Source organism: Pantoea sp. X-Soil-OKNW-713 (assembly GCF_059730685.1).
Map to the genome: position 1 here is coordinate 3,995,179 of NZ_AP035995.1, position 26,645 is coordinate 4,021,823.

The window sequence follows — 26,645 nt, forward strand, 5'->3', positions numbered from 1 at the left end:
AGACGTTTTGCAACGCATGCAGACTGCAAGCATTTGAGAGACTCGAACACATCGTTTTCATTTCTTATTACGGAGAAATGAAACAACGTGTCGTTTCAAATTTTCAGCTTGTTCCGGATTGTTAAAGAGCAAATACTTCGCAGCATGCTGAATCAGCACACTCTGAAGTATCGTGGGTAACGCCTTTCACTCATTACCAGCAAGTGGCGTCCCCTAGGGGATTCGAACCCCTGTTACCGCCGTGAAAGGGCGGTGTCCTGGGCCTCTAGACGAAGGGGACACAGGGGGTGTCGTCGTCAAGACGGCTTGCTCATGACTTTTATCAGACAATCTGTGTGAGCACTTCGAAGGAAAGTATCTTCAGGTAAGGAGGTGATCCAACCGCAGGTTCCCCTACGGTTACCTTGTTACGACTTCACCCCAGTCATGAATCACAAAGTGGTAAGCGCCCTCCCGAAGGTTAAGCTACCTACTTCTTTTGCAACCCACTCCCATGGTGTGACGGGCGGTGTGTACAAGGCCCGGGAACGTATTCACCGTAGCATTCTGATCTACGATTACTAGCGATTCCGACTTCATGGAGTCGAGTTGCAGACTCCAATCCGGACTACGACGCACTTTATGAGGTCCGCTTGCTCTCGCGAGGTCGCTTCTCTTTGTATGCGCCATTGTAGCACGTGTGTAGCCCTGGCCGTAAGGGCCATGATGACTTGACGTCATCCCCACCTTCCTCCGGTTTATCACCGGCAGTCTCCTTTGAGTTCCCGACCGAATCGCTGGCAACAAAGGATAAGGGTTGCGCTCGTTGCGGGACTTAACCCAACATTTCACAACACGAGCTGACGACAGCCATGCAGCACCTGTCTCAGAGTTCCCGAAGGCACTAAGGCATCTCTGCCAAATTCTCTGGATGTCAAGGCCAGGTAAGGTTCTTCGCGTTGCATCGAATTAAACCACATGCTCCACCGCTTGTGCGGGCCCCCGTCAATTCATTTGAGTTTTAACCTTGCGGCCGTACTCCCCAGGCGGTCGACTTAACGCGTTAGCTCCGGAAGCCACGCCTCAAGGGCACAACCTCCAAGTCGACATCGTTTACAGCGTGGACTACCAGGGTATCTAATCCTGTTTGCTCCCCACGCTTTCGCACCTGAGCGTCAGTCTTTGTCCAGGGGGCCGCCTTCGCCACCGGTATTCCTCCAGATCTCTACGCATTTCACCGCTACACCTGGAATTCTACCCCCCTCTACAAGACTCTAGCCTGCCAGTTTCGAATGCAGTTCCCAGGTTAAGCCCGGGGATTTCACATCCGACTTGACAGACCGCCTGCGTGCGCTTTACGCCCAGTAATTCCGATTAACGCTTGCACCCTCCGTATTACCGCGGCTGCTGGCACGGAGTTAGCCGGTGCTTCTTCTGCGGGTAACGTCAATGACGATGCGTATTAAACATCATCCCTTCCTCCCCGCTGAAAGTACTTTACAACCCGAAGGCCTTCTTCATACACGCGGCATGGCTGCATCAGGCTTGCGCCCATTGTGCAATATTCCCCACTGCTGCCTCCCGTAGGAGTCTGGACCGTGTCTCAGTTCCAGTGTGGCTGGTCATCCTCTCAGACCAGCTAGGGATCGTCGCCTAGGTGAGCCGTTACCCCACCTACTAGCTAATCCCATCTGGGTTCATCCGATGGTGTGAGGCCCGAAGGTCCCCCACTTTGGTCTTGCGACGTTATGCGGTATTAGCTACCGTTTCCAGTAGTTATCCCCCTCCATCGGGCAGATCCCCAGACATTACTCACCCGTCCGCCACTCGTCACCCAAGGAGCAAGCTCCTCTGTGCTACCGTTCGACTTGCATGTGTTAGGCCTGCCGCCAGCGTTCAATCTGAGCCATGATCAAACTCTTCAATTTAAAGTTTGATGCTCAAAGAATTAAACTTCGTAATGAATTACGTGTTCACTCTTGAGACTTGATATTTTTTAAGTCCGTAGACTTTTGATATCAATCCTGCGAGTGCCCACACAGATTGTCTGATAAATTGTTAAAGAGCAGTGCGAACAGCGGGTTAACCGTCTGTCGCGAGGTGGCGTATATTACGCTTTCCTCCTTCAGAGTCAATCTCTTTTTCGAGATTTTTCTCTGGCGGGATGAATCACTTCGTCCCTCGCTGACCGTCTGCGTTGCCGCTTTGCCGTGTCAGTGGAGGCGCATTATAGGGATCCGAATTTTTTGCACAACCCCTTTTTTCGATCTTTTTATTCGAGTGGCGAGTTTTCATCCTTTCTGCTGAGATCACGAACGATCCGCTCAAAAATCAGCTTGTCTGCCGCCCTGATCGCGCTCAGGCTAGGGATAAATGAGTAAAAGGAGAAAGATCATGTCAACAGCCTTACGTCCCTATAAAAGCAGCTACCCACAAATTGGCGATCGGGTAATGATCGATAAAAGCAGCGTTGTGGTCGGCGATGTCATCATGGGAGACGATGTCAGTATCTGGCCACTGGTCGCGATTCGCGGAGATGTGAATCAGGTGATCATTGGCGCGCGCACCAACATTCAGGATGGCAGCGTACTTCATGTCACGCATAAATCAGCCAGCAACCCGACAGGCTATCCGCTGGTGATTGGAGAAGACGTTACCGTCGGCCATAAAGCCATGTTGCATGGCTGTACCATTGGTGATCGTGTTCTGGTTGGCATGGGTTCGATTCTGCTGGACGGCGTAATAGTAGAAGAAGATGTGATGATTGGGGCAGGTAGCCTGGTTCCCCCCGGAAAACGCCTGGAAAGTGGCTACCTCTATTTAGGCAGCCCGGTGAAGCAAATTCGGCCACTGAATGAAGCCGAGATTGAGGGATTGCGTTACTCGGCAAACAACTATGTTGGCTGGAAAAATGATTATCTTGCGCAGGAAAGCCAGACCCAACCTTGAGGATCGACTTCATCATCCAGGATAAGCTGTTCGGCTTCATCTTCCAGATCCCAGCGATTGGCGCTAAACAGCGCCATCGCTTCCCCCTCGCCGAATCTGTAATGCAGTTCATCCGCCGAGATCGCACACATCAGTCCCATACCGTTGACCTGTACAGGGAAACATATCGCCAGACGCGCCTGATCCCACTCTTCGCGATCAGGGAACTGGATAGCCTGATTCACGACTGCATCGCTTCTTTTAACTGTTTAATGACAGGCGCGATTTCTGGCATCACACCATGCCACAACTGAAAAGCATGCGCCGCCTGCCCCACCAGCATGCCTAACCCATCGGCGAGTTGCTGCGCTCCGTGTTGCTGACACCAGAGCAAGAATGGCGTCAGACCTTGTTGGTAGAACATGTCATAGCAACGAGTATGGTGAGAAATCAATGAAACCGGTAATGGCGGCACTTTACCCTCCACTCCGCTGGAGGTGGCGTTCACAATCAGATCGAATGACTGCCCCGCCAGTGCCTCGAAACCACAGGCATGGATGGCACCGCTGTGGCGGAAGATTTCTGCCAGCAACTCTGCCTTTTCAACCGTTCTATTTGTGACCGTGAGTGAACAACCTAATGAAAGCAGAGGCAAAATGACACCACGCGCCGCGCCACCCGCTCCCACCAGCAATACACGATCGCCAGGGCGGATCATGTCCAGTCGTTCAAGATCGCTCAGTAAACCAATGCCATCGGTGTTATCACCAATAATCTGCCCCTGCGCATCTTTCTTCAACGTATTGACTGCGCCGGAAAGCGCAGCGCGCTCACTGAGCTCATCCGCAAACTCCCACGCCTGTTCTTTGAAAGGCAAGGTCACATTGGCGCCCTTCCCTCCTGATGCAAAGAACTCGCTAATGGCCTGTGGGAACCCATCCAATGGCGCACATATCCGGCCATAGCGGTGATCGATACCCGTTTGCTCAGCGAACAGACGATGAATAAAAGGCGATTTGCTGTGCGCGATTGGGTTCCCAAAAACGGCAAAGTTGTCCATAAATTAGCCCTGACGGATAAGTTCGCCGCTGATCACATCGCGGATTTCTGAAGGATTAAGACGGCCCCCGGTTTCTCCCACCAGCACCGGAAATTCCGCGCCGAATTGCTGAGCGACCTCAGCTGCGGTGCGGCAAGGCGACTCGCCGGACAGATTGGCGCTGGTTGAAACCAGTGGTTTACCAAAACGCCGACACAGCGCCTGTACATCAGGGTGATCACTAACACGAATCGCCAACGAGTCAAAACGTCCGGTTAACCAACGTGGCGTATGTGGCGACGCCGGAACCACATAAGTCACCGGCCCAGGCCAGCTGGCAAACATACGCTCACGCTGCACCACCGAAAGCTCCTGATCGGCCACATACGGTTCCAGCTGGGCATAGTCAGCAGCAATCAGGATCAGTCCTTTCTCAACCGGGCGCTGTTTCAATGCCAACAGTGACATCACCGCGCTTTCACTATCCGGGTCACACCCCAGACCAAAGACCGCCTCAGTGGGATAAGCGATAACCGCCTGCTGTTGCAGTTGTTCAATACAGAAATCGACACTGCCCGGTAAAGCATGTTGTTGCGTCATAGTCATCAGTTGTCCTGCACTACGGGTTTGCCGCAGCACTTACTGGCGCAGAAACGTTTCATGCCCTGCGCGGTTTTCTTTTCAATTAATAAAGGGAACTGACAGTGCGGGCAAACACCTTCAACAGGCGTCGCGTTCACGGCAAACTGGCAGTCGGGATAGCGATCACAGGCATGAAAAGTTTTGCCATAACGCGAGCGGCGCTGCACCAGCTTGCCACTTTGACACTGTGGGCAAGCGATCGCGGTCTCATCAGGCTTATCGATCGTTTCGGTGTAATCACATTCAGGATAGTGGCTACAACCAACAAACATACCAAACCGCCCCTGACGCAGTACTTTATCAGCACCACATTGTGGACAGGCATGTCCCTCCAGCACTTTGACAATATGACCGTCACCCTGATTTTTCAGCGGGCGAATATAGTCGCAGGTTGGATAGTTGACGCACCCAAGGAATGGGCCATGTTTGCCGGCACGTATCACTAATTCTGCCCCGCAAGCGGGGCATGGGTCGTGTTTACGCACGGTAAAAAGTGCTGATTTACTCATATAACCCGATGCATTAATCGCAAATTAATGCAGCATACCTTCATTGACGTCGAATAACAGTTCTTCCATCTGCTGGTAGGCATTTTCACATCCGGGGATGTTGAACAACACCATCAGCACCACCCATTTGAGATCTTCCAGATCAAAATCGAGGGTATCGAGTGCCATCACTCGTTCGATAACCATTTCGCGTGTTTCCATATTCAGCACCTGGATCTGTTCCAGGAACAGAATAAAACCGCGGCATTCAGCATCTAAACGCTGGCCCTCTTCTTCCGTGTAGATACGCATTGAGAGCGGGTCGTTCGCCAGCAATACCGGCGCAACCAAGCCATCCTGGTAATCAGCCAGTCTCTCAAGCCAATTCAACGCATTATAGATATCTTCACGATGAAAACCGGCATCGGTTAAATCATCGGTCAGTTTATCCTGGTCAACGCGCATTTCGGCTTCGTTATGGATATAGGTCTCAAACAAGTACATAAGTACGTCGAACATGGCATGCCCTCCTTAATCGGACATAGCCGCCGGGTACAGCTGCGATCCATCCTGCTAACTCCAGCTCCAGCAACTGGGCTGAGATAACTGGCACAGGTTGGCCGGCACGTTCAGCGACGACGTCAACAGGTGTAACCTCATCACCTACGTTAGCCAACACGTCCGCAAATGGCAATGGAACATCGTCACTGTCTTGTGAATATATTGTTTCTGGTTGAGTTGGGGGGAGCCAGTGAAGGGACGAATGGAGATCGTCGAGAATCTGATCAGGATGGGAGACCAGCAATGCACCTTGCTGTATCAGCCAGTGCGTTCCTGTACTGCCTTCACTCCCCAAGGAACCGGGTAACGCATAGACATTGCGATTTTGTTCCAATGCATAGCGCGCCGTAACCAGTGAGCCGCTTTTCAAGGAGGCTTCCACCACCAATACCCCCATGCTCAAACCACTGATGATGCGATTGCGGCGTGGAAAATTCGTGGCATAAGGAGGCGTATCCAACGGGAATTCGGAGACCAGGGCACCTTCATTGTTCATGATCTCCTGAGCCAAATTTTGATGGTTTCTGGGATAAATGTGCTTCAACCCACTTCCCAGCACGGCGACGGTTTTGCCGGAGGCGTTGAGCGCCGCACGATGTGCAACGCCATCAATCCCCCGCGCCAGCCCACTGGTTAGGGTTAACCCCTTCGCCGCCAGCTGCTGTGAAAACCAACCACCCCACTCCTTGCCATAATGTGAGCATTGGCGACTGCCGACAACGGCGAGTTGCGGAGTATGCAAGGCTGCGGCATTGCCCATCACATATAACAAGGGTGGGAAACGGCTGATTTCAGCCAATGCCGGGGGATAAGTATTATCCAGAACAGAAAGCAGCTGATGCTGTGGATTTTCCAGCCAGCGCCGGGTTCGCGTGAGTTGTCGTGGACAGAGTGTATTAAATTGTTTTCGCTGCGTTTCGTTTAGCCGTTGCATCGTCAGCAAATCATCATCCACATGGCTGGCGCTATGCAGCATATTCGCCAGGCGAAGAATTTGATGGCCACTGAGGCCTTTCACATTAGCCAGCCTGAGCATCCACTCAATTTTATCCATGTCTCACTCCCTGTTCGACCTGTGCCTTGATGCGGTGGAATGCTGTCAATCATGCCTCAAAAAGTCTACAATATGAGGCAGTAATCTTTTCTTTAACGCATACAGATCTGGATATTTATGTCAGTTTTGCAGGTATTACATTTCCCTGATGATCGCCTTCGCAAAATCGCGGCGCCGGTAAAAACCGTAGACGCCGGGATACAGCGTATCGTCGACGACATGTTTGAAACAATGTACGCCGAAGAGGGCATCGGCCTGGCGGCAACGCAGGTGGATATTCATCAGCGCATTATCGTGATTGATGTGTCAGAAAGCCGTGAAGAACGCCTGGTTTTGATCAACCCAGAGCTGCTGGAGAAAGGCGGCGAAACCGGTATTGAAGAGGGCTGTCTCTCCATTCCGGAACAACGTGCCTTCGTCCCGCGTGCTGAATGGGTGAAAGTCCGTGCTCAGGATCGTGACGGTAATACTTTCGAACTGGAAACCGACGGCTTGCTGGCAATCTGCATTCAGCACGAAATCGACCACCTCGATGGCAAACTGTTTATTGATTATCTGTCACCGCTGAAACGTCAGCGCATCAAACAGAAACTGGAAAAACTGGCACGCCAGAATGCACGCGCATCCTGAGTGCAAACAGAAGGTTGAACTGTGTCTGCACCGTTAAAAATCATCTTTGCCGGTACACCTGACTTTGCAGCGCGTCATCTTGACGCGCTGCTTGCTTCTGAGCATCAGGTGGTTGGCGTGTTTACCCAGCCCGATCGTCCTGCCGGACGAGGCAACAAACTGACTCCCAGCCCGGTAAAAGTGCTGGCGCTGGCGCATGACGTTCCGGTTTTCCAACCAAAGTCACTCAAACCTGAAGAGAACCAGCAACTGGTTGCCACATTGCAGGCTGATGTGATGGTGGTGGTGGCTTACGGCCTGATTTTACCGAAGGCGGTGCTGGATATGCCGCGCCTTGGTTGTATCAACGTCCACGGCTCATTGCTGCCGCGCTGGCGTGGTGCCGCCCCAATTCAACGTTCACTCTGGGCTGGCGATGCTGAAACCGGTGTGACCATCATGCAAATGGATGTGGGCCTGGATACCGGTGATATGCTGCATAAACTTGCCTGCCCGATTACCGAGCAGGACACCAGTGCCACCCTGTATGACAAATTGGCTCAGCTCGGTCCTGAAGGGATGCTCAAAACGCTGGAGCAGTTGGCAAATGGCAGCGCACAACCAGAGAAACAGGATGAAGCGCTGGTCAGCTACGCAGAGAAACTGAGCAAAGAAGAGGCTCGCCTCGACTGGACGCTTTCTGCCGCACAACTTGAACGCTGCATTCGAGCCTTTAATCCCTGGCCGATGAGCTATTTCATGGTTGATGATCAACCGGTGAAAGTCTGGCAAGCCAGTGTACTGCCGCATCAGGGAAAACAGCCCGGCGAAATCCTCCATGCCGATAAGCAAGGTATCCAGATTGCGACCGCTGACGGCGTTCTGAACCTGCTCTCGCTGCAACCTGCCGGTAAAAAAGCCATGTCTGCACAGGATCTGCTTAACTCACGTCGTGAATGGTTCACGCCTGGCAGCATTCTGGCCTGATCCCGTAGCCCGGTTAATACCGGGCTTTTTGTTTAATGAATGAATCGCATGAAAAAAAACACAAACCTGCGTAGCCTCGCCGCGCAATTAATTGAACGCGTAGTGGATAAGGGTGAATCGCTCAGCGCCATTTTGCCCGGCGCACAGAAAAATCTGTCCGATAAGGACGGGGCGCTGCTACAGGAACTCTGCTTTGGTGTAATGCGTACCCTACCGCAGCTCGAAGCATTGATTGGCAAGCTGATGGAGCGACCTTTAACAGGTAAGCAGCGTGTTCTTCATTATCTGATCATGGTCGGCCTGTATCAGTTGCTTTATACCCGCGTCCCTCCGCATGCCGCACTGGCTGAAACCGTGGCTGGCGCGGAAGAGCTAAAACGCGCAAACCTGAAAGGCTTGCTGAATGGTGTGCTGCGCCAGTTTCAACGGCAGCAGGAAACGTTGGTTGCAGAAGTTGATCAGGGTACGCAACGTTATTTACATCCGGGGTGGTTGCTCAAACGTTTACAAACCGCATGGCCCGAACAATGGCAGCAGATTGTCGAAGCCAACAATCAGCGGCCACCGATGTGGTTGCGCGTCAACCGTCAACATCACGCCCGTGATGCCTGGTTAGCACTGCTTGAAGCGACCGAAAAACATGCCTTCGCCGGAGATGCTCCGGATGCCCTTCGCCTGGAAGCGCCAACCGCAGTCGGCCAACTGCCTGGTTTCGAACAGGGTTGGGTGACGGTACAGGATTTATCCGCACAACGCTGTGCTTTGCTGCTTGAACCACAAGATGGCGAATCGATTCTTGACCTGTGCGCTGCGCCTGGCGGCAAAACCACCCATATCCTTGAAATTGCGCCGCAGGCGAACGTGCTGGCCGTCGATATTGATGAACAACGTCTGACGCGCGTGAGAGAAAACCTGCAACGTCTCGGCATGCAGGCGGATGTGCGTCAGGGTGATGGGCGAACGCCAGCTGACTGGTGTGGTGAGCAACAATTTGACCGTATCCTGCTGGATGCACCCTGCTCGGCAACGGGTGTGATCCGCCGCCATCCCGATATCAAATGGCTGCGACGCGATCGTGATATCGCTGAGCTGGCCAGCCTGCAACAGGAAATCCTCAACGCAGTCTGGCCTCGGCTGAAGCGTGGTGGCACATTGCTTTATGCAACCTGTTCAGTTCTGCCGGAAGAGAATCATCAGCAAATCAGTGCTTTCCTGGCAGCACATCCCGATGCCATTGCAGAAGCGCTGCCGCAAGGTCAGGATAATGGCTGGCAGGTGTTTCCTGCGACAGATGGCGGGGATGGTTTCTTCTACGCTAAGCTGATGAAAAAATAGTACGGCGCAATCTGACAAGAGCTTAAAGCGATGAAAATTATAATCCTTGGCGCCGGCCAGGTCGGCGGAACCCTCGCGGAAAACCTGGTCGGGGAAAACAATGACATCACCGTGGTGGATAGTGATCCCACGCGTTTACGTCAGTTGCAGGACAAATTCGATCTGCGCGTGGTGCACGGTCATGGTTCTCATCCGCGCATCCTGCGGGAAGCGGGTGCTGAGGATGCTGATATGCTGGTTGCGGTTACCAGCTCAGACGAAACCAACATGATCGCTTGTCAGATCGCTTACTCATTATTCAATACCCCCAATCGTATTGCGCGTATCCGTGCTGCCGACTATTTGCGCGATGCCGATAAGTTGTTCGTGCCAGAAGCTGTCCCTATCGATCATTTGATTTCGCCTGAGCAGCTGGTAATCGACAATATTTACCGTCTGATCCAATATCCCGGCGCTTTGCAGGTGGTTAATTTTGCCGAAGGAAAAGTGAGCCTGGCAGTGGTGAAGGCGTATTACGGCGGCCCGTTGGTCGGTAACCCACTTTCTATTCTGCGCGAGCATATGCCGCATATTGATACGCGCGTGGCGGCGATCTTTCGTCAGGATCGTCCCATTCGCCCGCAGGGTTCGACCATCGTCGAAGCTGGTGATGAAGTCTTCTTTATCGCCGCCAGCCAGCATATTCGCGCCGTGATGAGTGAGATGCAGCGGCTGGAAAAACCGTACAAACGCATCATGCTGGTCGGCGGCGGCAACATCGGCTTTGGCCTGGCACAACGGCTGGAAAAACAGTACAGCGTTAAGCTGATTGAGCGAAATCCGCAGCGTGCAGCAGAACTGGCGGAGCAGCTTCAGGATACGATCGTTTTCTACGGTGATGCTTCCGATCAGGAGTTACTGGCGGAAGAGCATGTCGATCAAATCGATCTCTTCATCGCTGTCACCAATGATGATGAAGCCAACATCATGTCAGCGATGCTGGCAAAAAAAATGGGGGCGAAAAAAGTCATGGTGTTGATCCAGCGTCGTGCCTATGTCGATCTGGTGCAAGGCAGCGTGATCGATATCGCCATCTCACCACAGCAAGCCACCATTTCTGCATTGCTCGGGCACGTCCGTAAAGCAGACATTGTCGGTGTTTCCTCATTACGTCGAGGGATTGCCGAAGCGATTGAAGCAATCGCTCACGGTGAAGAAACCACTTCACGCGTAGTTGGACGTCTGATCGAAGACATCAAATTGCCACCGGGTACGATTATTGGCGCAGTGGTACGCGGTGATGAAGTGATCATCGCCAATGCAAATGTGCGTATCGAGCAAGGGGACCATGTAATTATGTTCCTGACCGATAAGAAATTTGTGCCCGATGTGGAACGCCTGTTCCAGCCAAGTCCCTTCTTCCTTTAATTGCTGCGGGCAGGCTTTTGTTGCCCGCGGTGATAATCCAACTTAATCCTTTGTTGTCATGGCAAATGTTAAAAGGTTTGATAGACTTTAGACATTGGCCAAGGCAAGGAGATAACAATGAGTTTTTTCAAAGAGTTTCGTGATTTTGCGATGCGCGGCAACGTGGTTGACCTCGCAGTCGGTGTAATTATCGGTGCCGCGTTTGGCAAGATTGTTTCATCGTTGGTGGCGAATATTATTATGCCACCGCTGGGGTTACTGATTGGTGGGGTCGATTTTAAACAGTTTAAGTGGATCATAAAACCAGCGGAAGGTGCAGCGCCTGCCGTGATCATGGAATATGGTGTTTTTATTCAGAGTATTTTTGATTTCGTTATCGTCGCGTTGGCTATTTTTATCGCCATCAAACTGATGAACAAATTGTACAAGAAGAAAGAAGTTGAAAAAGCCGATCCGAAGCCAACAAATGAAGAGTTGTTACTGACGGAAATTCGTGACCTGCTCAAGCAACAAAACACCAAAATCTGATAGAGAAAACCGCCTGACCAGGCGGTTTTTTTTATCCTTAAAACCAGAAGGCCAGTGGTAAACTTCTTTGCTTACCACTGGCCTCCCAGTTACCTCGCTTCGCGTGTTTGTCTTTACGCCGATAGCTGCCTTTCCCTTTCTGATTCTGCTCAATACGCTGGCGAAACAGCGGGTCGTGTAGTAACGCCTCGATGGCGTTGTCTTTTATCTGCCCTTTTTGATGCTGATAACGGCTCATATTTCCTCCAATGATTGACAGCGCAACTATAGGCTTATCCACGTTAAATACAATCCTTGCCACAACAAATTTCCGGATGCGGTTCTTCACCTTTTTCGAGAGCTTCGAGAATTGAGCAGCAAGCGCTGCTATGTAAATCACCGCAGCAGGTTTCAGACAGGCGTTGCAGTGAACGCTGGATCGTTTGTAACTCAACGATCATCGTGCTGACTTCATCAAGGCGCTTCGCCACAATGGCTTTTGACTCCTGGCAAGTGTGATGTTCGGGATCGATACGGATCGATAGCAATCCACGAATAGCATCAAGGCTAAAACCTAGCTGACGTCCGTAACGGATAAAGCGCAGGCGCTGCAAGTCATCGTCACTATACAAACGGAAACCACCTTCAGTGCGTACCTCATGATCCATCATTTGTTGTTTTTCATAAAAGCGGATGGTGTCAGGGGTAACATCAGCCATCTTCGCCAACTGACCGATACGGTACATATTATTTCTCCTGCCTCAGATGCTGCTTAATCGCCTCACAATAATCCCCATGCAGAAATGCAGTACTCATTCCTGCCTGGCGCAGTTTTAGCTCCAGTAAGCTCAGTTTTTTCGACAGCTCGCGGGCCTGATGATCGTCAGGATCCAGCTCACGAAGCAGATCTTTTACTTCCAGAGCTTCGCGACGCATTTCCAGCTCTGGCGGTAAAAAACCGGCATTTTTCAATAACCGATATCCCATTCGCAGCTCTTCGGGTATCGCGCTATCGTCTTCCAACTGCAATGGTGCACCCTCACCACGCAAATTGCTCAGTTCGCCTTTTTCCTGAGCAGCAAGGATGTGTTGTTCTGCGAGTTGATCAATTAGCCACATGAGGTGCTCCTGACAGGGATAACTGCCATCAGCATAGCGGAAGGGGGGAAAATGGGAAGAAACCGCAGGCAATAAAAAACCCGCCGAAGCGGGTTTTTTACGTTACTGCAAATTACTCTGCAGCAGCTTCTGCTTGAGCTTCTGGACGATCAACCAGCTCGATGTATGCCATCGGAGCGTTGTCACCAGCACGGAAGCCACACTTCAGAATACGAGTGTAACCACCGGCACGGCTCGCGAAACGCGGGCCCAGCTCGTTAAACAGTTTTGCCACGATCTCGTTATCACGAGTGCGGGCGAATGCCAGACGACGATTAGCTACGCTGTCGGTCTTGGCAAGAGTAATCAGCGGCTCAACTACGCGACGCAGCTCTTTGGCTTTCGGCAGAGTCGTCTTAATGATCTCATGACGAACCAGAGAACCAGCCATGTTGCGGAACATAGCCTGACGATGGCTGCTGTTACGGTTCAGTTGACGACCACTCTTACGATGGCGCATGACCTTATCCTTCTCAGTGAAACCTTAACCTGTGATCGGGTTATTCATCAGCGATGCTTGCCGGCGGCCAGTTTTCCAGGCGCATGCCCAGAGACAGACCACGAGAGGCCAGCACGTCTTTAATCTCGGTAAGAGATTTTTTACCCAGGTTAGGCGTTTTAAGCAGCTCAACCTCGGTACGCTGTACCAGATCACCGATGTAGTGGATAGCTTCTGCCTTAAGGCAGTTAGCAGAGCGGACAGTCAATTCCAGATCGTCAACAGGGCGCAGCAGGATCGGATCGAATTCTGGTTTCTCTTCTTTCACTTCCGGCTGACGTACATCACGTAAGTCAACGAAAGCTTCCAGTTGTTCTGCCAGGATGGTTGCCGCACGACGAATCGCCTCTTCAGGATCGATTGTGCCGTTGGTTTCCATTTCGATGACCAGCTTGTCCAGGTCGGTACGCTGTTCAACACGCGCAGCTTCAACATTGTAGGCGATACGGTCTACAGGGCTGTAGCAAGCGTCTACTAACAGACGGCCGATTGGGCGCTCATCTTCTTCCGAATGAATTCGGGCAGAAGCCGGCACATAACCACGACCACGTTGAACTTTGATACGCATGCTAATAGATGCGTTTTCATCGGTCAGGTGGCAGATCACATGCTGCGGCTTGACGATTTCGACATCACCGTCGTGGGTAATGTCGGCTGCAGTCACAGGGCCAATGCCAGATTTATTCAGGGTCAGGATGACTTCATCTTTACCCTGAACTCTTACCGCCAGCCCTTTCAGGTTAAGCAGGATTTCCAGGATATCTTCCTGTACGCCCTCTTTGGTGGAGTACTCGTGGAGCACGCCATCAATCTCAACCTCGGTCACCGCGCAACCCGGCATGGAAGAAAGCAGAATACGGCGCAGTGCGTTGCCAAGAGTATGGCCAAAGCCACGCTCTAACGGCTCAAGGGTCACCTTGGCGTGCGTCGAACTCACTTGCTCGATATCTACCAGGCGCGGTTTTAGAAACTCTGTCACAGAACCCTGCATTGTGTCCTCTCTTTGGTACTAAGCTTTACTTAGAGTAAAGCTCGACGATCAGGTGTTCGTTAATGTCCGCAGACAGATCAGTACGCTCAGGAATACGCTTGAACACACCTTCCATCTTAGTCGCATCAACTTCCAGCCAGGTTGGCTTTTCACGCTGCTCAGCCAGCTCCAGAGCGGCCTTCACGCGAGATTGCTTTTTGGCTTTCTCACGGATGCTTACGACATCATTCGGAGATACCTGATAAGAAGCGATGTTAACAACGCGGCCGTTCACCAGGATAGATTTGTGGCTAACCAGCTGACGTGCTTCTGCACGAGTGGCACCAAAACCCATACGGTAAACTACGTTATCCAGACGACCTTCCAGCAGAGCTAACAGGTTTTCACCGGTGTTGCCTTTCAGACGCGCTGCTTCTTTATAGTAGTTACGGAACTGACGCTCCAGCACGCCGTAGATACGACGAACTTTCTGTTTTTCACGTAACTGACCGCCGTAATCAGACAGACGCGGTTTACGCGCACCATGCTGACCAGGGGCTTGTTCAATTTTGCACTTGGAATCGATCGCGCGAACACCAGACTTAAGGAATAAGTCAGTGCCCTCACGACGGCTCAGCTTGAGCTTAGGACCCAAATATCTTGCCATTTTCTTTCTCCAACTATCCTAAAAACGAGGCGTTATACGCGACGTTTTTTCGGCGGACGACAACCGTTGTGAGGGATCGGAGTCACATCAGTAATGTTAGTGATGCGGAAACCAGCGGCGTTCAGAGCACGAATAGTAGATTCGCGACCCGGACCCGGACCCTTAACCATAACTTCCAGGTTCTTAATACCGTAATCTTTCACGGCTTCTGCACAGCGCTCTGCAGCGACCTGAGCAGCAAACGGAGTAGATTTACGTGAACCGCGGAAACCGGAACCACCGGCGGTTGCCCAACCCAGTGCGTTACCCTGACGATCAGTAATGGTAACGATGGTGTTGTTAAAAGAAGCATGGACATGAGCCACGCCATCTGAGACTTGCTTTCTTACACGTTTACGTGCACGAACTGGTGCCTTTGCCATTATTTACTCACCCCGATTATTTCTTGATCGGTTTACGCGGACCCTTACGGGTACGTGCGTTGGTCTTGGTACGCTGACCGCGTACTGGCAGACCACGACGATGGCGCAAACCACGGTAGCAACCAAGGTCCATCAGACGCTTGATGCTCAGGGTGATTTCACGGCGCAGATCACCTTCTACAACGAATTTAGCAACTGCATCACGCAGCTGATCAATTTGTTCTTCAGACAGCTCACTGATCTTAACATTTTCAGCGATGCCCGTTTCAGCACAGATAGCTTTAGAACGGGTTTTGCCGATACCGAAAATCGAAGTTAATGCGATAACGGTGTGTTTTTGATCAGGAATGTTAATGCCTGCTATACGGGCCACTATGCACTCCTATAATTAAATAAATGCGAACCATGCTGAAAAGCCCGTTTTCAGGATACTCAAATGGAAACGCATCGACATACAAAAGATTGGCTGGCTAATCTAGCCAGCTCAACCCGACTTTGCAAGAAAAATATGTGAGAAAATCAGCCTTGGCGCTGTTTATGCTTAGGCTCGGCACTGCAAATCACACGTACGACACCGTCGCGACGGATGATTTTGCAGTTACGACATAATTTCTTGACGGAAGCACGAACTTTCATTTTTACTCTCCGTAACTTCTCAAGCGCCTGAATTAACGGCCGTAGCCTTTCAGGTTAGCTTTCTTCAATGCAGACTCGTACTGACTTGACATCATCAGAGTTTGCACTTGAGCCATAAAGTCCATGATGACAACCACTACGATGAGCAGTGAAGTACCGCCAAAGTAGAAGGGAACCTTCATGGCATCACGCATGAACTCCGGGATCAGGCAGATAAAAGTAATATACAGTGCGCCGATTAAGGTCAGACGTGTCATTACTTTATCGATATACTTCGCCGTTTGCTCTCCCGGACGAATTCCCGGTACGAATGCACCAGACTTCTTCAGGTTATCTGCTGTTTCACGCGGGTTGAAAACCAACGCCGTGTAGAAGAAACAGAAGAAGATGATTGCAGTCGCATAGAGTAGCACATAAAGCGGCTGTCCTGGCTGCAAATACAGCGAAATTGTTGTCAGCCAGTTCCAACCGGTACCGCCCCCGAACCAGGATGCTATCGTCGCCGGGAACAGGATAATGCTGGAAGCGAAGATTGCCGGGATAACCCCTGCCATATTCACTTTCAACGGTAAATGTGTGCTCTGTGCAGCATAAACACGACGACCTTGCTGACGCTTAGCGTAGTTCACCACAATGCGGCGTTGACCACGTTCTACGAAAACAACGAAGAAGGTCACTGCAAATACGAGAACTGCAACCAACAGCAACAGAAGGAAGTGCAGGTCGCCTTGCCGCGCTTGCTCGATGGTATGGCCAATGGCCGGCGGGAGACCCGCAACAATACCCGCGAAGATAATGATCGAAATACCGTTGCCGATACCACGTTCAGTAATCTGTTCGCCCAGCCACATCAGGAACATTGTCCCGGTAACCAGACTTACAACAGCGGTAAAGTAGAAGGCAAAGCCCGGATTAATCACCAGGCCCTGCATTCCAGGCATATTCGGCAGACCGGTAGCAATACCGATCGACTGGAATACAGCCAGAACCAGCGTGCCATAACGGGTGTACTGGCTAATCTTACGACGGCCAGCCTCCCCTTCTTTCTTAATCTCCGCTAACGCCGGATGAACCACCGTTAGCAGCTGGATAATAATAGAGGCCGAAATATACGGCATAATACCCAGCGCGAAGATTGAGGCACGACTGAGAGCACCACCAGAGAACATGTTGAACATTTCAATGATGGTGCCACGCTGTTGCTCAAGCAGTTTGGCAAGTACAGTGGCATCGATACCAGGGATCGGAATAAAAGAGCCAATACGGAAGACAATCAGTGCACCGATAACAAACAAGAGTCTGCGCTTCAGTTCACCAAAGCCACCTTTGGCACTTTGAAAATCTAATCCCGGTTGCTTAGCCATCTGCTACTTATTCCTCGATTTTACCGCCAGCAGCTTCGATTGCAGCACGAGCACCTTTGGTGACACGCAGACCACGAACCGTTACCGGTGCAGAAACTTCACCAGACAGAATCACTTTCGCGAATTCAATCTGAACACCGACGATGTTTGCTGCTTTCAGCGTGTTCAGGTCAACAATACCGCCTTCAACTTTCGCCAGGTCAGACAGACGAACTTCTGCAGTGACCATTGCTTTGCGAGAGGTGAAACCGAATTTCGGCAGACGACGGTACAGAGGCATCTGACCACCCTCGAAACCACGACGTACGCCACCGCCAGAACGAGACTTCTGACCTTTGTGACCACGACCGCCGGTTTTACCGAGGCCAGAACCGATACCACGACCCAGACGCTTAGAAGCGTGTTTAGACCCTTCGGCCGGAGACAGAGTGTTTAAACGCATCTCTTACTCCTCCACTTTCAGCATGTAGGAAATCGCGTTGACCATACCGCGTACTGCCGGCGTGTCTTCACGCTCTACGGTGTGACCAATACGACGCAGACCCAGGCCAACCAGAGTGGCTTTATGCTTAGGCAGGCGGCCGATTGAGCTACGGGTTTGTGTAATTTTAATAGTCTTTGCCATCGTGATTACCCCAGAATTTCTTCAACGGATTTACCACGCTTGGCAGCGACCATTTCCGGAGACTTCATGTTGCCCAGGCCGTCGATAGTTGCACGAACCACGTTGATCGGGTTGGTGGAACCATACGCTTTAGCCAGAACGTTATGAACTCCAGCGACTTCCAGAACGGCGCGCATTGCACCGCCGGCGATGATACCGGTACCTTCAGAAGCCGGCTGCATGAACACGCGAGAACCCGTGTGTGCACCTTTAACCGGGTGCTGCAGGGTGCCGTGCGTCAGCGCGACGTTAATCATATTGCGACGGGCTTTTTCCATCGCTTTCTGGATCGCTGCTGGAACTTCACGCGCTTTACCGTAACCAAAACCGACGCGACCGTTACCATCACCTACCACAGTCAGTGCTGTGAAGGAGAAAATACGACCACCTTTAACAGTTTTAGATACACGGTTTACCGCGATCAGTTTTTCCTGCAGTTCGCCAGCTTGTTTCTCGATGTGTGCCATCTTAGACCTCTACCTTAGAACTGAAGGCCAGCTTCACGAGCAGCATCTGCCAGTGCCTGGACGCGACCATGATATTGGAAACCGGAACGGTCGAAAGAAACATCTTTGATGCCTTTTTCGATAGCGCGCTCAGCCAGAGCTTTACCTACAGCTGCAGCGGCGTCTTTGTTACCGGTATACTTCAGTTGTTCAGCGATAGCTTTTTCTACAGTAGAAGCAGCAACCAGAACTTCGGAACCGTTCGGGGCGATTACCTGTGCGTAAATGTGACGCGGGGTACGATGTACCACCAGGCGAGTAGCACCCAGCTCTTTGAGCTTGCGACGTGCACGGGTCGCACGACGGATACGAGCAGATTTCTTATCCATAGTGTTACCTTACTTCTTCTTAGCCTCTTTGGTACGCACGACTTCGTCGGCGTAACGAACACCCTTGCCTTTGTAAGGCTCAGGACGACGGTAGGCGCGCAGATCAGCTGCAACCTGACCAATCAGCTGCTTATCAGCGCCTTTCAGCACGATTTCAGTCTGAGTTGGGCATTCGGCAGTGATGCCAGCCGGCAGTGCATGGTCAACAGGGTGAGAGAAGCCCAGGGCCAGACTCACAGAGTTGCCTTTTACAGCTGCACGATAACCAACACCAACCAATTGCAGCTTCTTGGTGAAGCCTTCGGTAACACCAATAACCATGCCGTTCAGCAGCGCACGAGCAGTACCTGCCTGTGCCCAACCATCCGCATAACCTTCGCGCGGAGCGAAAGTCAGGGCGTTGTCTGCATGCTTAACTTCAACAGCTTGGTTGATAGTACGAGTCAGCTCGCCGTTTTTACCTTTGATCGAAATTTCCTGACCGTTGAGTTTTACCTCTACGCCGGCAGGAACAACGACAGGTGCTTTTGCAACACGAGACATGTTTTCCTCCGATTACGCTACGTAGCAGATAATTTCGCCACCAAGACCAGCCTGGCGCGCTGCACGATCAGTCATAACACCTTTAGATGTAGAAATTACAGCGATGCCCAGACCAGCCATTACTTTTGGCAGCTCATCTTTTTTCTTATAGATGCGCAGACCTGGACGGCTAACACGCTGAATGTTTTCTACAACAGCTTTACCCTGGAAATACTTAAGAGTCAGTTCCAGTTCCGGCTTGATGTCGCCTTCGATTTTAAAATCTTGAATATAGCCTTCTTCCTTCAGCACGTTGGCAATTGCCACTTTCAGCTTGGAGGAAGGCATAGAGACCGCAACTTTGTTCGCGGCCTGACCGTTACGGATACGGGTCAGCATATCCGCGATCGGATCTTGCATGCTCATCTGTGTTACTCCCGTGATTCAAATGGTGACAATTACCAGCTTGCCTTTTTCAGACCCGGGATTTCACCGCGCATTGCGGCTTCACGGACCTTGATACGGCTCAACCCAAACTTCCGCAGGAAACCGTGCGGACGACCTGTTTGACGGCAGCGGTTACGCTGACGTGAAGGGCTGGAATCACGCGGCAGACTCTGCAGCTTGAGAACGGCATCCCAACGATCTTCGTCAGAAGCGTTCACATCAGAAATGATCGCTTTCAGTTCAGCGCGTTTTGCGAAGAACTTGTCTGCTAATTTCACACGCTTAACTTCGCGTGCTTTCATAGATTGCTTAGCCATGAAGTAACCCTACCTTACTTGCGGAACGGGAAGTCAAAGGCAGCCAGCAGAGCACGGCCTTCATCATCAGATTTCGCAGTAGTGGTAATGGTAATATCCAAACCACGAACGCGATCGACTTTGTCGTAGTCGATTTCTGGGAAGATGATCTGCTCACGAACGCCCATGCTGTAGTTACCACGACCGTCGAAAGACTTCGCAGACAGGCCACGGAAGTCACGGATACGCGGTACAGCAATAGTGATCAGGCGCTCAAAGAACTCCCACATGCGCTCGCCGCGCAGAGTTACTTTACAGCCGATCGGATAGCCCTGACGGATTTTGAAGCCTGCAACTGATTTGCGTGCTTTGGTGATCAGCGGTTTTTGACCGGAGATTGCTGCCAGGTCAGCTGCTGCGTTATCCAGCAGTTTCTTGTCAGCGATCGCTTCACCAACACCCATGTTCAGGGTGATCTTCTCGACCCGAGGGACTTGCATGACAGAATTGTAGCCGAACTCAGTCATGAGTTTCTGGACTACTTCGTCTTTGTAGTAATCATGCAGTTTCGCCATCGTACTACTCCAAATTACTTGATAGTTTCGCTGTTAGACTTGAAGAAACGGACTTTTTTGCCGTCTTCGAATCTAAAGCCTACACGGTCAGCCTTGCCGGTTGCCGCATTGAAGATTGCAACGTTAGAAACCTGAATAGCAGCTTCTTTTTCAACGATGCCACCTGGTTGGTTCAGAGCCGGAACCGGCTTAGAGTGTTTCTTAACCAGGTTGATACCTTCAACGATGACTTTACCAGAAGTCAGGACGTTCTTTACTTTACCGCGTTTACCTTTGTCTTTGCCGGTAAGCACGATAACTTCGTCGTTACGACGGATTTTCGCTGCCATTGTTCGCTCCTTAGAGTACTTCTGGTGCCAGAGAGATAATTTTCATGAACTTTTCAGTGCGAAGTTCACGAGTTACCGGCCCAAAAATACGCGTTCCGATTGGCTGCTCAGAGTTATTGTTTAAAATAACGCATGAGTTGCCATCGAAGCGAATGACAGAACCGTCCGGGCGACGAACACCCTTCTTGGTGCGCACCACTACCGCCTTCAGGACATCACCTTTTTTCACCTTACCACGCGGAATTGCTTCCTTGATGGTAACTTTGATGATATCGCCGACGCCTGCGTAGCGACGGTGCGAGCCACCCAGAACCTTGATACACATTACGCGACGTGCACCGGAGTTGTCGGCGACGTTCAGCATAGTCTGTTCTTGGATCATTTTAGTGCTCCGCTAATGTCAACTACTACTTCGGGACCCAAAACCTCAGGTCGTTAAAAAGCCCCATAATTGAGGGCGCGGCATTATAACACCGGTTCCTGCATATGGGTAGAAAAAATGAACGGCTCGCGAGAGCCGTTCATCTTATTTTTTAGAGGAAGCAGATTCTATTACAGAACCGCTTTCTCTACAACGCGAACCAGAGTCCAGGACTTAGTCTTGGACAGCGGACGGCATTCGCGGATTTCAACCACGTCGCCGATACCGCATTCGTTGTTCTCGTCGTGGATGTGCAGCTTAGTCGTACGCTTAATGAATTTACCGTAGATCGGGTGCTTCACGAAACGCTCGATAGCAACAACTGCAGATTTCTGCATTTTGTCACTAACAACACGACCTTGCAGAGTACGGATTTTATCGGTCATTACGCACCCGCCTTCTCAGTCAGTAAAGTCTTAACGCGTGCAACATCACGGCGCACATTCTTCAGCAGATGGGTCTGCTGCAGTTGGCCAGATGCTGCCTGCATGCGCAGGTTAAACTGCTCACGCAGCAGGTTAAGCAGCTCAGCGTTCAGCTCTTCAACGCTTTTTTCACGCAGCTCAGTTGCTTTCATTACATCACCGTCTTAGTTACAAAGGTGGTTTTGATAGGCAGTTTTGCTGCTGCCAGCTTGAATGCTTCACGGGCCAGCTCTTCCGGTACGCCGTCCATTTCATACAGGACTTTACCAGGCTGGATCAGGGCAACCCAATACTCCACGTTACCCTTACCTTTACCCATACGCACTTCCAGCGGCTTCTCGGTGATCGGTTTGTCCGGGAATACACGGATCCAGATCTTACCTTGACGCTTAACTGCACGGGTCATAGCACGACGTGCTGCTTCGATCTGACGTGCAGTCAGACGACCACGGCCAACAGCTTTCAGACCGAAAGTACCGAAGCTAACATCCGTACCCTGCGCCAGACCGCGGTTACGGCCTTTGTGCACTTTACGGAATTTCGTACGCTTTGGTTGTAACATCAGCGACTCTCCTTACTTACGGCCTTTACGCTGCTGCTTTTTAGGTTGAGCAGCCGGTTCCGGTTGTTCAACAGCAGCCATACCACCCAGGATCTCACCTTTGAAGATCCATACCTTAACGCCGATTACACCATAAGTGGTGTGCGCTTCAGAGGTGTTGTAGTCAATGTCAGCACGCAGAGTGTGCAACGGTACGCGACCTTCGCGGTACCATTCGGTACGTGCGATTTCCGCGCCGCCCAGACGGCCGCTAACTTCAACTTTAATACCCTTCGCGCCCAGACGCATGGCGTTCTGAACTGCACGCTTCATAGCACGACGGAACATCACACGACGCTCCAGCTGTGAAGTGATGCTGTCAGCTACCAGTTTCGCGTCCAGTTCCGGTTTACGGACTTCAGCGATGTTGATCTGTGCAGGAACGCCAGCGATATTCGCGACGACCGTACGCAGTTTCTCAACGTCTTCACCTTTCTTACCGATAACGATACCCGGGCGAGCGGTGTGAATGGTCACACGGATGCTCTTAGCCGGACGCTCGATAACGATGCGTGATACAGACGCTTTTGCCAGTTCTTTAGTCAGGAACTGACGTACTTTAAAATCGCTGTCCAGGTTGTCAGCGAATTCTTTGGTGTTCGCAAACCAGGTAGAGTTCCATGGTTTTACAATACCCAGGCGAATACCATTAGGATGTACTTTCTGACCCATTGCTAGTCTCCAGAGTCTCAGCGATCGGACACAACCACAGTAATGTGGCTGGTGCGCTTCAGGATGCGATCTGCACGACCTTTTGCACGAGGCATAATGCGCTTCATGCTTGGGCCTTCATCTACGAAAATTTTCGCAACTTTCAGATCGTCGATATCAGCGCCATCGTTGTGTTCGGCGTTAGCAATGGCAGATTCCAGGACTTTCTTAACCAGTACAGCCGCTTTCTTGTTGGTGTAAGTCAGAATATCCAGAGCCTGCGACACTTTCTTACCGCGAATCAGGTCAGCAACGAGGCGAACCTTCTGAGCAGAAGAACGAGCATGGCGATGTTGAGCAATAGTTTCCATCTCTTCCTCCTACTTATTTCTTCTTGGCTTTCTTATCAGCAGCGTGGCCGCGATAAGTACGTGTCGGTGCAAATTCACCCAGCTTGTGGCCGACCATTTCGTCGGAAACAAAGACAGGAACGTGCTGACGACCATTATGGACAGCGATGGTCAAACCGATCATGTTAGGGAAGATCGTTGAACGACGGGACCAGGTGCGCAGGGGCTTCTTGTCTCCGCTTTCCACCGCTTTCTCTACCTTCTTCAGCAAGTGCAGGTCAATAAAAGGACCTTTCTTGAGAGAACGTGGCATGGCTTATCCTCTAAAATTATTTGCTACGGCGACGTACGATAAATTTATCAGTACGCTTGTTGCTACGGGTCTTCTTACCTTTGGTCTGAACGCCCCACGGAGTTACCGGGTGCTTACCAAAGTTACGACCTTCACCACCACCGTGCGGGTGATCGACTGGGTTCATCGCAGTACCGCGAACGGTAGGACGAACACCGCGCCAACGAGTTGCACCGGCTTTACCCAGAACGCGCAGCATGTGCTCAGCGTTACCGACTTCGCCCAGAGTTGCGCGGCAGTCAGCTTCGACTTTACGCATTTCACCTGAACGCAGACGCAGGGTAACGTAGGAACCTTCACGCGCAACGATCTGCACGTAAGCACCAGCTGAGCGAGCAATCTGACCGCCTTTGCCTGGTTTCATTTCTACGTTGTGAACGGTAGAACCCACTGGGATGTTACGCATCGGCAGGGTGTTACCCGCTTTGATCGCAGCATCAACGCCAGACTGAATCTGGTCGCCAGCTTTCAGGCCTTTAGGGGCCAGGATGTAACGGCGCTCGCCATCTTTGTACAGAACCAGTGCGATGTTCGCAGAACGGTTCGGATCGTACTCAAGACGCTCAACAACTGCCGGGATACCATCTTTGTTGCGTTTGAAGTCAACAATACGGTAAGCCTGCTTGTGACCACCACCGATATGACGGGTAGTGATACGACCATTGTTGTTACGACCACCGGATTTGCTGTTTTTTTCCAGCAACGGAGCAAATGGTTTGCCCTTGTGCAGCTCAGGGTTCACCACTTTAACTACGTGACGACGACCCGGAGATGTCGGTTTACATTTAACAACTGCCATTGTCTTTCTCCTCCGACTTACTCAGCGCCGCCGACGAAGTCCAGGTTCTGGCCTTCTTTCAGGGTGACGTAAGCTTTTTTCCAGTCGCTACGACGACCGATACGCTGTCCGTGACGCTTAACTTTACCCTTAACAACCAGGGTGTTTACGTCTTTAACTTCTACTTCGAACAGTTTCTCAACAGCAGCAACGATCTCTGCTTTGGTCGCGTCTTTAGCAACTTTGAGAACGATGGTATTGGTTTTTTCCATCGCGGTAGATGCTTTTTCAGATACGTGCGGCGCGCGCAGTACTTTCAGCAGACGTTCTTCACGGATCATGCCAGCATCTCCTCAACTTGCTTAACTGCTTCAGCAGTCATAACGACTTTGTCGAAGGCGATCAGGCTAACTGGGTCGATACCTGCTGCATCGCGCACGTCAACCTTGTACAGGTTACGCGCAGCCAGGAACAGATTCTCATCCAGTTCGCCGGTGATGATCAGCACGTCTTCCAGCGCCATGTCTTTCAGTTTCTGTGCCAGCAGCTTGGTTTTCGGTGCTTCAACAGAGAATGATTCGACAACGATCAGACGGTCCTGACGTACCAGCTCGGACAGGATGCTTTTCAGCGCGCCGCGGTACATCTTTTTGTTAACTTTTTGACTGTGGTCCTGAGGACGTGCAGCGAAGGTCACGCCACCTGAACGCCAGATCGGGCTCTTAATAGAACCTGAACGCGCACGGCCGGTGCCTTTCTGACGCCAAGGCTTTTTGCCTGAACCAGTTACTTCAGCACGAGTTTTCTGCGCACGAGTACCCTGACGAGCACCAGCAGCGTAGGCAACAACAACCTGGTGAACCAGCGCTTCGTTGAAATCACGACCGAAGGTAGTTTCGGAAACAGTCAGCGCGCTCTGCGCGTCTTTCAATACTAATTCCATTGCTATCCCCTTACGCCTTCACAGCCGGTTTAACGATCAGGTCGCTACCGGTCGCACCCGGAACTGCACCTTTCACCAGCAGCAGGTTGCGCTCAGCGTCAACACGTACTACTTCCAGGCTCTGAACGGTTACGCGCTCATTACCCAGCTGACCAGCCATTTTCTTGCCTTTGAACACTTTGCCCGGAGTCTGGTTCTGACCGATAGAACCCGGTACGCGGTGAGACAAGGAGTTACCGTGAGTCGCGTCCTGGGTACGGAAGTTCCAGCGCTTAACGGTACCTGCGAAACCTTTACCTTTAGAGGTACCGGTTACGTCTACTTTTTTCACTTCAGCGAAGATTTCAACACTGATGCTCTGGCCAACAGCGAACTCTTCACCTTCGGTGCGGAATTCCCACAGACCACGGCCAGCTTCAACGCCAGCTTTAGCAAAGTGACCAGCTTCAGGTTTGGTCACACGGTTAGCTTTTTTAGCACCGGTGGTAACCTGGATCGCCTGGTAACCATCGTTCTCCAGAGTTTTCACCTGGGTAACGCGGTTTGCTTCAACTTCAATAACGGTTACTGGGATTGAAACGCCATCTTCAGTGAAGATGCGGGTCATGCCCACTTTTTTACCGACTAAACCACTCATTGTATCAACCTCTCAATCGCTCGATGACCTGATTAACCCAGGCTGATCTGCACGTCAACACCGGCAGCCAGATCCAGACGCATCAGTGCATCAACGGTTTTTTCAGTTGGCTCAACGATGTCTACCAGACGCTTGTGAGTGCGGATTTCGTACTGATCACGCGCATCTTTGTTGACGTGCGGAGAGATCAGAACGGTAAAACGCTCTTTGCGAGTCGGCAGCGGGATCGGACCACGTACCTGCGCACCAGTGCGCTTGGCAGTCTCAACGATTTCCGCGGTTGATTGATCGATCAGACGATGATCAAACGCTTTAAGACGGATACGGATTCTTTGGTTCGACATGAGACCAAGGCTCCAAACATTTTATAAACGAAAAAAATTACTACCCACACCCATTACGATTGATGGAGGAGTGTAATCGTTCAGCATATAACTCCCCAATTGGGAGTATTGTCAGGTGGCCTAGCTTAATAACCACCTGCGATTCTGCTCGAATCGCGCCGGCCAATATCGGCAGGCCCGCGCATTATACGCAAATCTGTTCAGGAAGCAACCCATGATGCGT

Annotated in this window: 43 protein-coding genes, 1 tRNA gene and 1 rRNA gene; 6 read left to right on the top strand and 39 right to left on the bottom strand. The window is 51.4% G+C overall.

All coding sequences use genetic code 11. The features are described 5' to 3' along the window. Window positions 1–204 precede the first annotated feature (204 nt). Window positions 205–280: transfer RNA gene (locus AC6I8R_RS18575), tRNA-Glu, on the bottom strand. 85 nt (window positions 281–365) lie between these two features. Then, a 16S ribosomal RNA gene (locus AC6I8R_RS18580) occupies window positions 366–1,907 on the bottom strand. Window positions 1,908–2,373: 466 nt separating this feature from the next. Between AC6I8R_RS18580 and AC6I8R_RS18585 the strand changes: the two genes are divergently transcribed. Next, a complete protein-coding gene (locus AC6I8R_RS18585; protein WP_021186388.1) occupies window positions 2,374–2,928 on the top strand; it encodes a gamma carbonic anhydrase family protein in 555 nt (184 codons plus the stop codon). Here the strand turns inward: AC6I8R_RS18585 and AC6I8R_RS18590 are convergent. The 6 genes from AC6I8R_RS18590 to dprA are packed head-to-tail and all read right to left on the bottom strand — an operon-like array spanning window position 2,895 to window position 6,691. After that, window positions 2,895–3,152: a DUF1488 family protein gene (locus AC6I8R_RS18590; protein ID WP_415173403.1), complete on the bottom strand. Its 258-nt coding sequence runs from the start codon at window positions 3,150–3,152 to the stop codon at window positions 2,895–2,897. The genes AC6I8R_RS18585 and AC6I8R_RS18590 overlap by 34 nt on opposite strands. Further along, window positions 3,149–3,967, bottom strand: coding sequence for a shikimate dehydrogenase (aroE, locus tag AC6I8R_RS18595; protein ID WP_208724282.1), 819 nt, complete (start codon window positions 3,965–3,967; stop codon window positions 3,149–3,151). The genes AC6I8R_RS18590 and aroE overlap by 4 nt, the downstream gene beginning before the upstream one ends. Before the next feature lie 3 nt (window positions 3,968–3,970). Beyond that, window positions 3,971–4,546 carry an L-threonylcarbamoyladenylate synthase type 1 TsaC gene (tsaC, locus tag AC6I8R_RS18600; RefSeq protein ID WP_415173409.1) on the bottom strand — a complete coding sequence of 192 codons (576 nt, stop codon included), beginning with the start codon at window positions 4,544–4,546 and terminating at the stop codon, window positions 3,971–3,973. Between the two features lie 5 nt (window positions 4,547–4,551). Further along, window positions 4,552–5,097 carry a DNA topoisomerase family protein gene (locus tag AC6I8R_RS18605; protein ID WP_415173404.1) on the bottom strand — a complete coding sequence of 182 codons (546 nt, stop codon included), beginning with the start codon at window positions 5,095–5,097 and terminating at the stop codon, window positions 4,552–4,554. 24 nt (window positions 5,098–5,121) lie between these two features. Beyond that, window positions 5,122–5,595: a DUF494 family protein Smg gene (gene smg / locus AC6I8R_RS18610; protein WP_021186393.1), complete on the bottom strand. Its 474-nt coding sequence runs from the start codon at window positions 5,593–5,595 to the stop codon at window positions 5,122–5,124. Then, entirely contained in the window at window positions 5,567–6,691 is a 1,125-nt protein-coding gene (gene dprA, locus AC6I8R_RS18615) for a DNA-protecting protein DprA (protein ID WP_415173405.1), read from the bottom strand. The genes smg and dprA overlap by 29 nt, the downstream gene beginning before the upstream one ends. Window positions 6,692–6,808: 117 nt before the next feature. Between dprA and def the strand changes: the two genes are divergently transcribed. The 5 genes from def (at window position 6,809) to mscL (ending at window position 11,557) form a co-directional block, all read left to right on the top strand. Next, the gene (def, locus tag AC6I8R_RS18620) at window positions 6,809–7,321 is read left to right on the top strand and encodes a peptide deformylase (RefSeq protein ID WP_021186395.1); all 513 of its coding nucleotides are present in this window, start codon (window positions 6,809–6,811) and stop codon (window positions 7,319–7,321) included. Between the two features lie 21 nt (window positions 7,322–7,342). Further along, window positions 7,343–8,287 (top strand): methionyl-tRNA formyltransferase, encoded by a 945-nt coding sequence (fmt, locus tag AC6I8R_RS18625; RefSeq protein ID WP_021186396.1) that lies wholly within the window; start codon window positions 7,343–7,345, stop codon window positions 8,285–8,287. 48 nt (window positions 8,288–8,335) lie between these two features. Beyond that, on the top strand, window positions 8,336–9,622 hold the full coding sequence (gene rsmB, locus AC6I8R_RS18630; protein WP_021186397.1) for a 16S rRNA (cytosine(967)-C(5))-methyltransferase RsmB: 1,287 nt from the start codon (window positions 8,336–8,338) through the stop codon (window positions 9,620–9,622). A gap of 30 nt (window positions 9,623–9,652) precedes the next feature. After that, window positions 9,653–11,029 (top strand): Trk system potassium transporter TrkA, encoded by a 1,377-nt coding sequence (trkA, locus tag AC6I8R_RS18635; protein ID WP_021186398.1) that lies wholly within the window; start codon window positions 9,653–9,655, stop codon window positions 11,027–11,029. 117 nt (window positions 11,030–11,146) lie between these two features. After that, a complete protein-coding gene (gene mscL, locus AC6I8R_RS18640; protein ID WP_021186399.1) occupies window positions 11,147–11,557 on the top strand; it encodes a large-conductance mechanosensitive channel protein MscL in 411 nt (136 codons plus the stop codon). 37 nt (window positions 11,558–11,594) lie between these two features. Here the strand turns inward: mscL and AC6I8R_RS18645 are convergent, their stop codons facing one another. The 31 genes from AC6I8R_RS18645 to rpsJ form a co-directional block, all read right to left on the bottom strand. Continuing rightward, on the bottom strand, window positions 11,595–11,795 hold the full coding sequence (locus tag AC6I8R_RS18645) for an alternative ribosome-rescue factor A (RefSeq protein ID WP_208724287.1): 201 nt from the start codon (window positions 11,793–11,795) through the stop codon (window positions 11,595–11,597). Between the two features lie 43 nt (window positions 11,796–11,838). Further along, window positions 11,839–12,282, bottom strand: a complete 444-nt coding sequence (zntR, locus tag AC6I8R_RS18650) for a Zn(2+)-responsive transcriptional regulator (protein WP_415173407.1) — start codon at window positions 12,280–12,282, stop codon at window positions 11,839–11,841. Between the two features lies 1 nt (window position 12,283). Then, a complete protein-coding gene (locus AC6I8R_RS18655) occupies window positions 12,284–12,655 on the bottom strand; it encodes a DnaJ family domain-containing protein (RefSeq protein ID WP_021186402.1) in 372 nt (123 codons plus the stop codon). Between the two features lie 112 nt (window positions 12,656–12,767). Further along, window positions 12,768–13,154 carry a 50S ribosomal protein L17 gene (gene rplQ, locus AC6I8R_RS18660; RefSeq protein WP_003850180.1) on the bottom strand — a complete coding sequence of 129 codons (387 nt, stop codon included), beginning with the start codon at window positions 13,152–13,154 and terminating at the stop codon, window positions 12,768–12,770. Between the two features lie 40 nt (window positions 13,155–13,194). Further along, window positions 13,195–14,184: a DNA-directed RNA polymerase subunit alpha gene (locus tag AC6I8R_RS18665; protein WP_007891688.1), complete on the bottom strand. Its 990-nt coding sequence runs from the start codon at window positions 14,182–14,184 to the stop codon at window positions 13,195–13,197. 25 nt (window positions 14,185–14,209) lie between these two features. Then, on the bottom strand, window positions 14,210–14,830 hold the full coding sequence (gene rpsD, locus AC6I8R_RS18670; protein WP_013510754.1) for a 30S ribosomal protein S4: 621 nt from the start codon (window positions 14,828–14,830) through the stop codon (window positions 14,210–14,212). 32 nt (window positions 14,831–14,862) lie between these two features. Next, window positions 14,863–15,252: a 30S ribosomal protein S11 gene (gene rpsK, locus AC6I8R_RS18675; protein ID WP_004160563.1), complete on the bottom strand. Its 390-nt coding sequence runs from the start codon at window positions 15,250–15,252 to the stop codon at window positions 14,863–14,865. A 16-nt stretch (window positions 15,253–15,268) separates the two neighbouring features. Then, window positions 15,269–15,625, bottom strand: a complete 357-nt coding sequence (gene rpsM / locus AC6I8R_RS18680) for a 30S ribosomal protein S13 (protein WP_013510755.1) — start codon at window positions 15,623–15,625, stop codon at window positions 15,269–15,271. 146 nt (window positions 15,626–15,771) lie between these two features. Beyond that, on the bottom strand, window positions 15,772–15,888 hold the full coding sequence (rpmJ, locus tag AC6I8R_RS18685) for a 50S ribosomal protein L36 (RefSeq protein WP_004160566.1): 117 nt from the start codon (window positions 15,886–15,888) through the stop codon (window positions 15,772–15,774). 32 nt (window positions 15,889–15,920) lie between these two features. Then, window positions 15,921–17,252, bottom strand: a complete 1,332-nt coding sequence (gene secY / locus AC6I8R_RS18690) for a preprotein translocase subunit SecY (RefSeq protein ID WP_013510756.1) — start codon at window positions 17,250–17,252, stop codon at window positions 15,921–15,923. Between the two features lie 7 nt (window positions 17,253–17,259). Beyond that, the gene (gene rplO, locus AC6I8R_RS18695) at window positions 17,260–17,694 is read right to left on the bottom strand and encodes a 50S ribosomal protein L15 (RefSeq protein ID WP_013510757.1); all 435 of its coding nucleotides are present in this window, start codon (window positions 17,692–17,694) and stop codon (window positions 17,260–17,262) included. Between the two features lie 3 nt (window positions 17,695–17,697). After that, a complete protein-coding gene (gene rpmD / locus AC6I8R_RS18700) occupies window positions 17,698–17,877 on the bottom strand; it encodes a 50S ribosomal protein L30 (RefSeq protein ID WP_021186404.1) in 180 nt (59 codons plus the stop codon). A gap of 5 nt (window positions 17,878–17,882) precedes the next feature. Then, window positions 17,883–18,383, bottom strand: coding sequence for a 30S ribosomal protein S5 (gene rpsE / locus AC6I8R_RS18705; RefSeq protein ID WP_013510759.1), 501 nt, complete (start codon window positions 18,381–18,383; stop codon window positions 17,883–17,885). 14 nt (window positions 18,384–18,397) lie between these two features. Further along, window positions 18,398–18,751, bottom strand: a complete 354-nt coding sequence (rplR, locus tag AC6I8R_RS18710; protein WP_013510760.1) for a 50S ribosomal protein L18 — start codon at window positions 18,749–18,751, stop codon at window positions 18,398–18,400. Window positions 18,752–18,760: 9 nt separating this feature from the next. Then, window positions 18,761–19,294, bottom strand: coding sequence for a 50S ribosomal protein L6 (gene rplF, locus AC6I8R_RS18715; protein ID WP_013510761.1), 534 nt, complete (start codon window positions 19,292–19,294; stop codon window positions 18,761–18,763). 12 nt (window positions 19,295–19,306) lie between these two features. After that, window positions 19,307–19,699, bottom strand: coding sequence for a 30S ribosomal protein S8 (gene rpsH, locus AC6I8R_RS18720; RefSeq protein WP_013510762.1), 393 nt, complete (start codon window positions 19,697–19,699; stop codon window positions 19,307–19,309). Between the two features lie 32 nt (window positions 19,700–19,731). After that, complete coding sequence (gene rpsN, locus AC6I8R_RS18725) at window positions 19,732–20,037, bottom strand: 30S ribosomal protein S14 (RefSeq protein WP_006120592.1); 306 nt, start codon at window positions 20,035–20,037, stop codon at window positions 19,732–19,734. 14 nt (window positions 20,038–20,051) lie between these two features. Continuing rightward, complete coding sequence (gene rplE, locus AC6I8R_RS18730; protein ID WP_013510763.1) at window positions 20,052–20,591, bottom strand: 50S ribosomal protein L5; 540 nt, start codon at window positions 20,589–20,591, stop codon at window positions 20,052–20,054. Between the two features lie 14 nt (window positions 20,592–20,605). Then, window positions 20,606–20,920, bottom strand: coding sequence for a 50S ribosomal protein L24 (rplX, locus tag AC6I8R_RS18735; protein ID WP_013510764.1), 315 nt, complete (start codon window positions 20,918–20,920; stop codon window positions 20,606–20,608). Between the two features lie 10 nt (window positions 20,921–20,930). Beyond that, window positions 20,931–21,302 (bottom strand): 50S ribosomal protein L14, encoded by a 372-nt coding sequence (gene rplN / locus AC6I8R_RS18740; RefSeq protein WP_013510765.1) that lies wholly within the window; start codon window positions 21,300–21,302, stop codon window positions 20,931–20,933. 170 nt (window positions 21,303–21,472) lie between these two features. Continuing rightward, on the bottom strand, window positions 21,473–21,727 hold the full coding sequence (gene rpsQ / locus AC6I8R_RS18745; protein WP_013510766.1) for a 30S ribosomal protein S17: 255 nt from the start codon (window positions 21,725–21,727) through the stop codon (window positions 21,473–21,475). Further along, window positions 21,727–21,918: a 50S ribosomal protein L29 gene (gene rpmC, locus AC6I8R_RS18750; RefSeq protein WP_021186407.1), complete on the bottom strand. Its 192-nt coding sequence runs from the start codon at window positions 21,916–21,918 to the stop codon at window positions 21,727–21,729. Before rpmC ends, rpsQ begins: the two co-directional genes overlap by 1 nt. Continuing rightward, window positions 21,918–22,328, bottom strand: coding sequence for a 50S ribosomal protein L16 (gene rplP, locus AC6I8R_RS18755; RefSeq protein ID WP_002438716.1), 411 nt, complete (start codon window positions 22,326–22,328; stop codon window positions 21,918–21,920). Before rplP ends, rpmC begins: the two co-directional genes overlap by 1 nt. Before the next feature lie 12 nt (window positions 22,329–22,340). Then, window positions 22,341–23,039, bottom strand: a complete 699-nt coding sequence (gene rpsC / locus AC6I8R_RS18760) for a 30S ribosomal protein S3 (RefSeq protein ID WP_009087585.1) — start codon at window positions 23,037–23,039, stop codon at window positions 22,341–22,343. Between the two features lie 17 nt (window positions 23,040–23,056). Next, window positions 23,057–23,389: a 50S ribosomal protein L22 gene (rplV, locus tag AC6I8R_RS18765; RefSeq protein WP_007891659.1), complete on the bottom strand. Its 333-nt coding sequence runs from the start codon at window positions 23,387–23,389 to the stop codon at window positions 23,057–23,059. A 13-nt stretch (window positions 23,390–23,402) separates the two neighbouring features. Further along, window positions 23,403–23,681, bottom strand: coding sequence for a 30S ribosomal protein S19 (gene rpsS / locus AC6I8R_RS18770; RefSeq protein ID WP_001138115.1), 279 nt, complete (start codon window positions 23,679–23,681; stop codon window positions 23,403–23,405). Window positions 23,682–23,697: 16 nt separating this feature from the next. Then, window positions 23,698–24,519, bottom strand: coding sequence for a 50S ribosomal protein L2 (gene rplB / locus AC6I8R_RS18775; RefSeq protein ID WP_013510768.1), 822 nt, complete (start codon window positions 24,517–24,519; stop codon window positions 23,698–23,700). A 17-nt stretch (window positions 24,520–24,536) separates the two neighbouring features. After that, entirely contained in the window at window positions 24,537–24,839 is a 303-nt protein-coding gene (gene rplW / locus AC6I8R_RS18780; protein WP_010618574.1) for a 50S ribosomal protein L23, read from the bottom strand. Continuing rightward, a complete protein-coding gene (rplD, locus tag AC6I8R_RS18785; protein WP_013510769.1) occupies window positions 24,836–25,441 on the bottom strand; it encodes a 50S ribosomal protein L4 in 606 nt (201 codons plus the stop codon). The genes rplW and rplD overlap by 4 nt, the downstream gene beginning before the upstream one ends. 10 nt (window positions 25,442–25,451) lie before the next feature. Beyond that, entirely contained in the window at window positions 25,452–26,078 is a 627-nt protein-coding gene (gene rplC, locus AC6I8R_RS18790) for a 50S ribosomal protein L3 (protein ID WP_021186408.1), read from the bottom strand. 32 nt (window positions 26,079–26,110) lie between these two features. Next, entirely contained in the window at window positions 26,111–26,422 is a 312-nt protein-coding gene (rpsJ, locus tag AC6I8R_RS18795; protein ID WP_006120582.1) for a 30S ribosomal protein S10, read from the bottom strand. Between the last annotated feature and the right edge of the window lie 223 nt (window positions 26,423–26,645).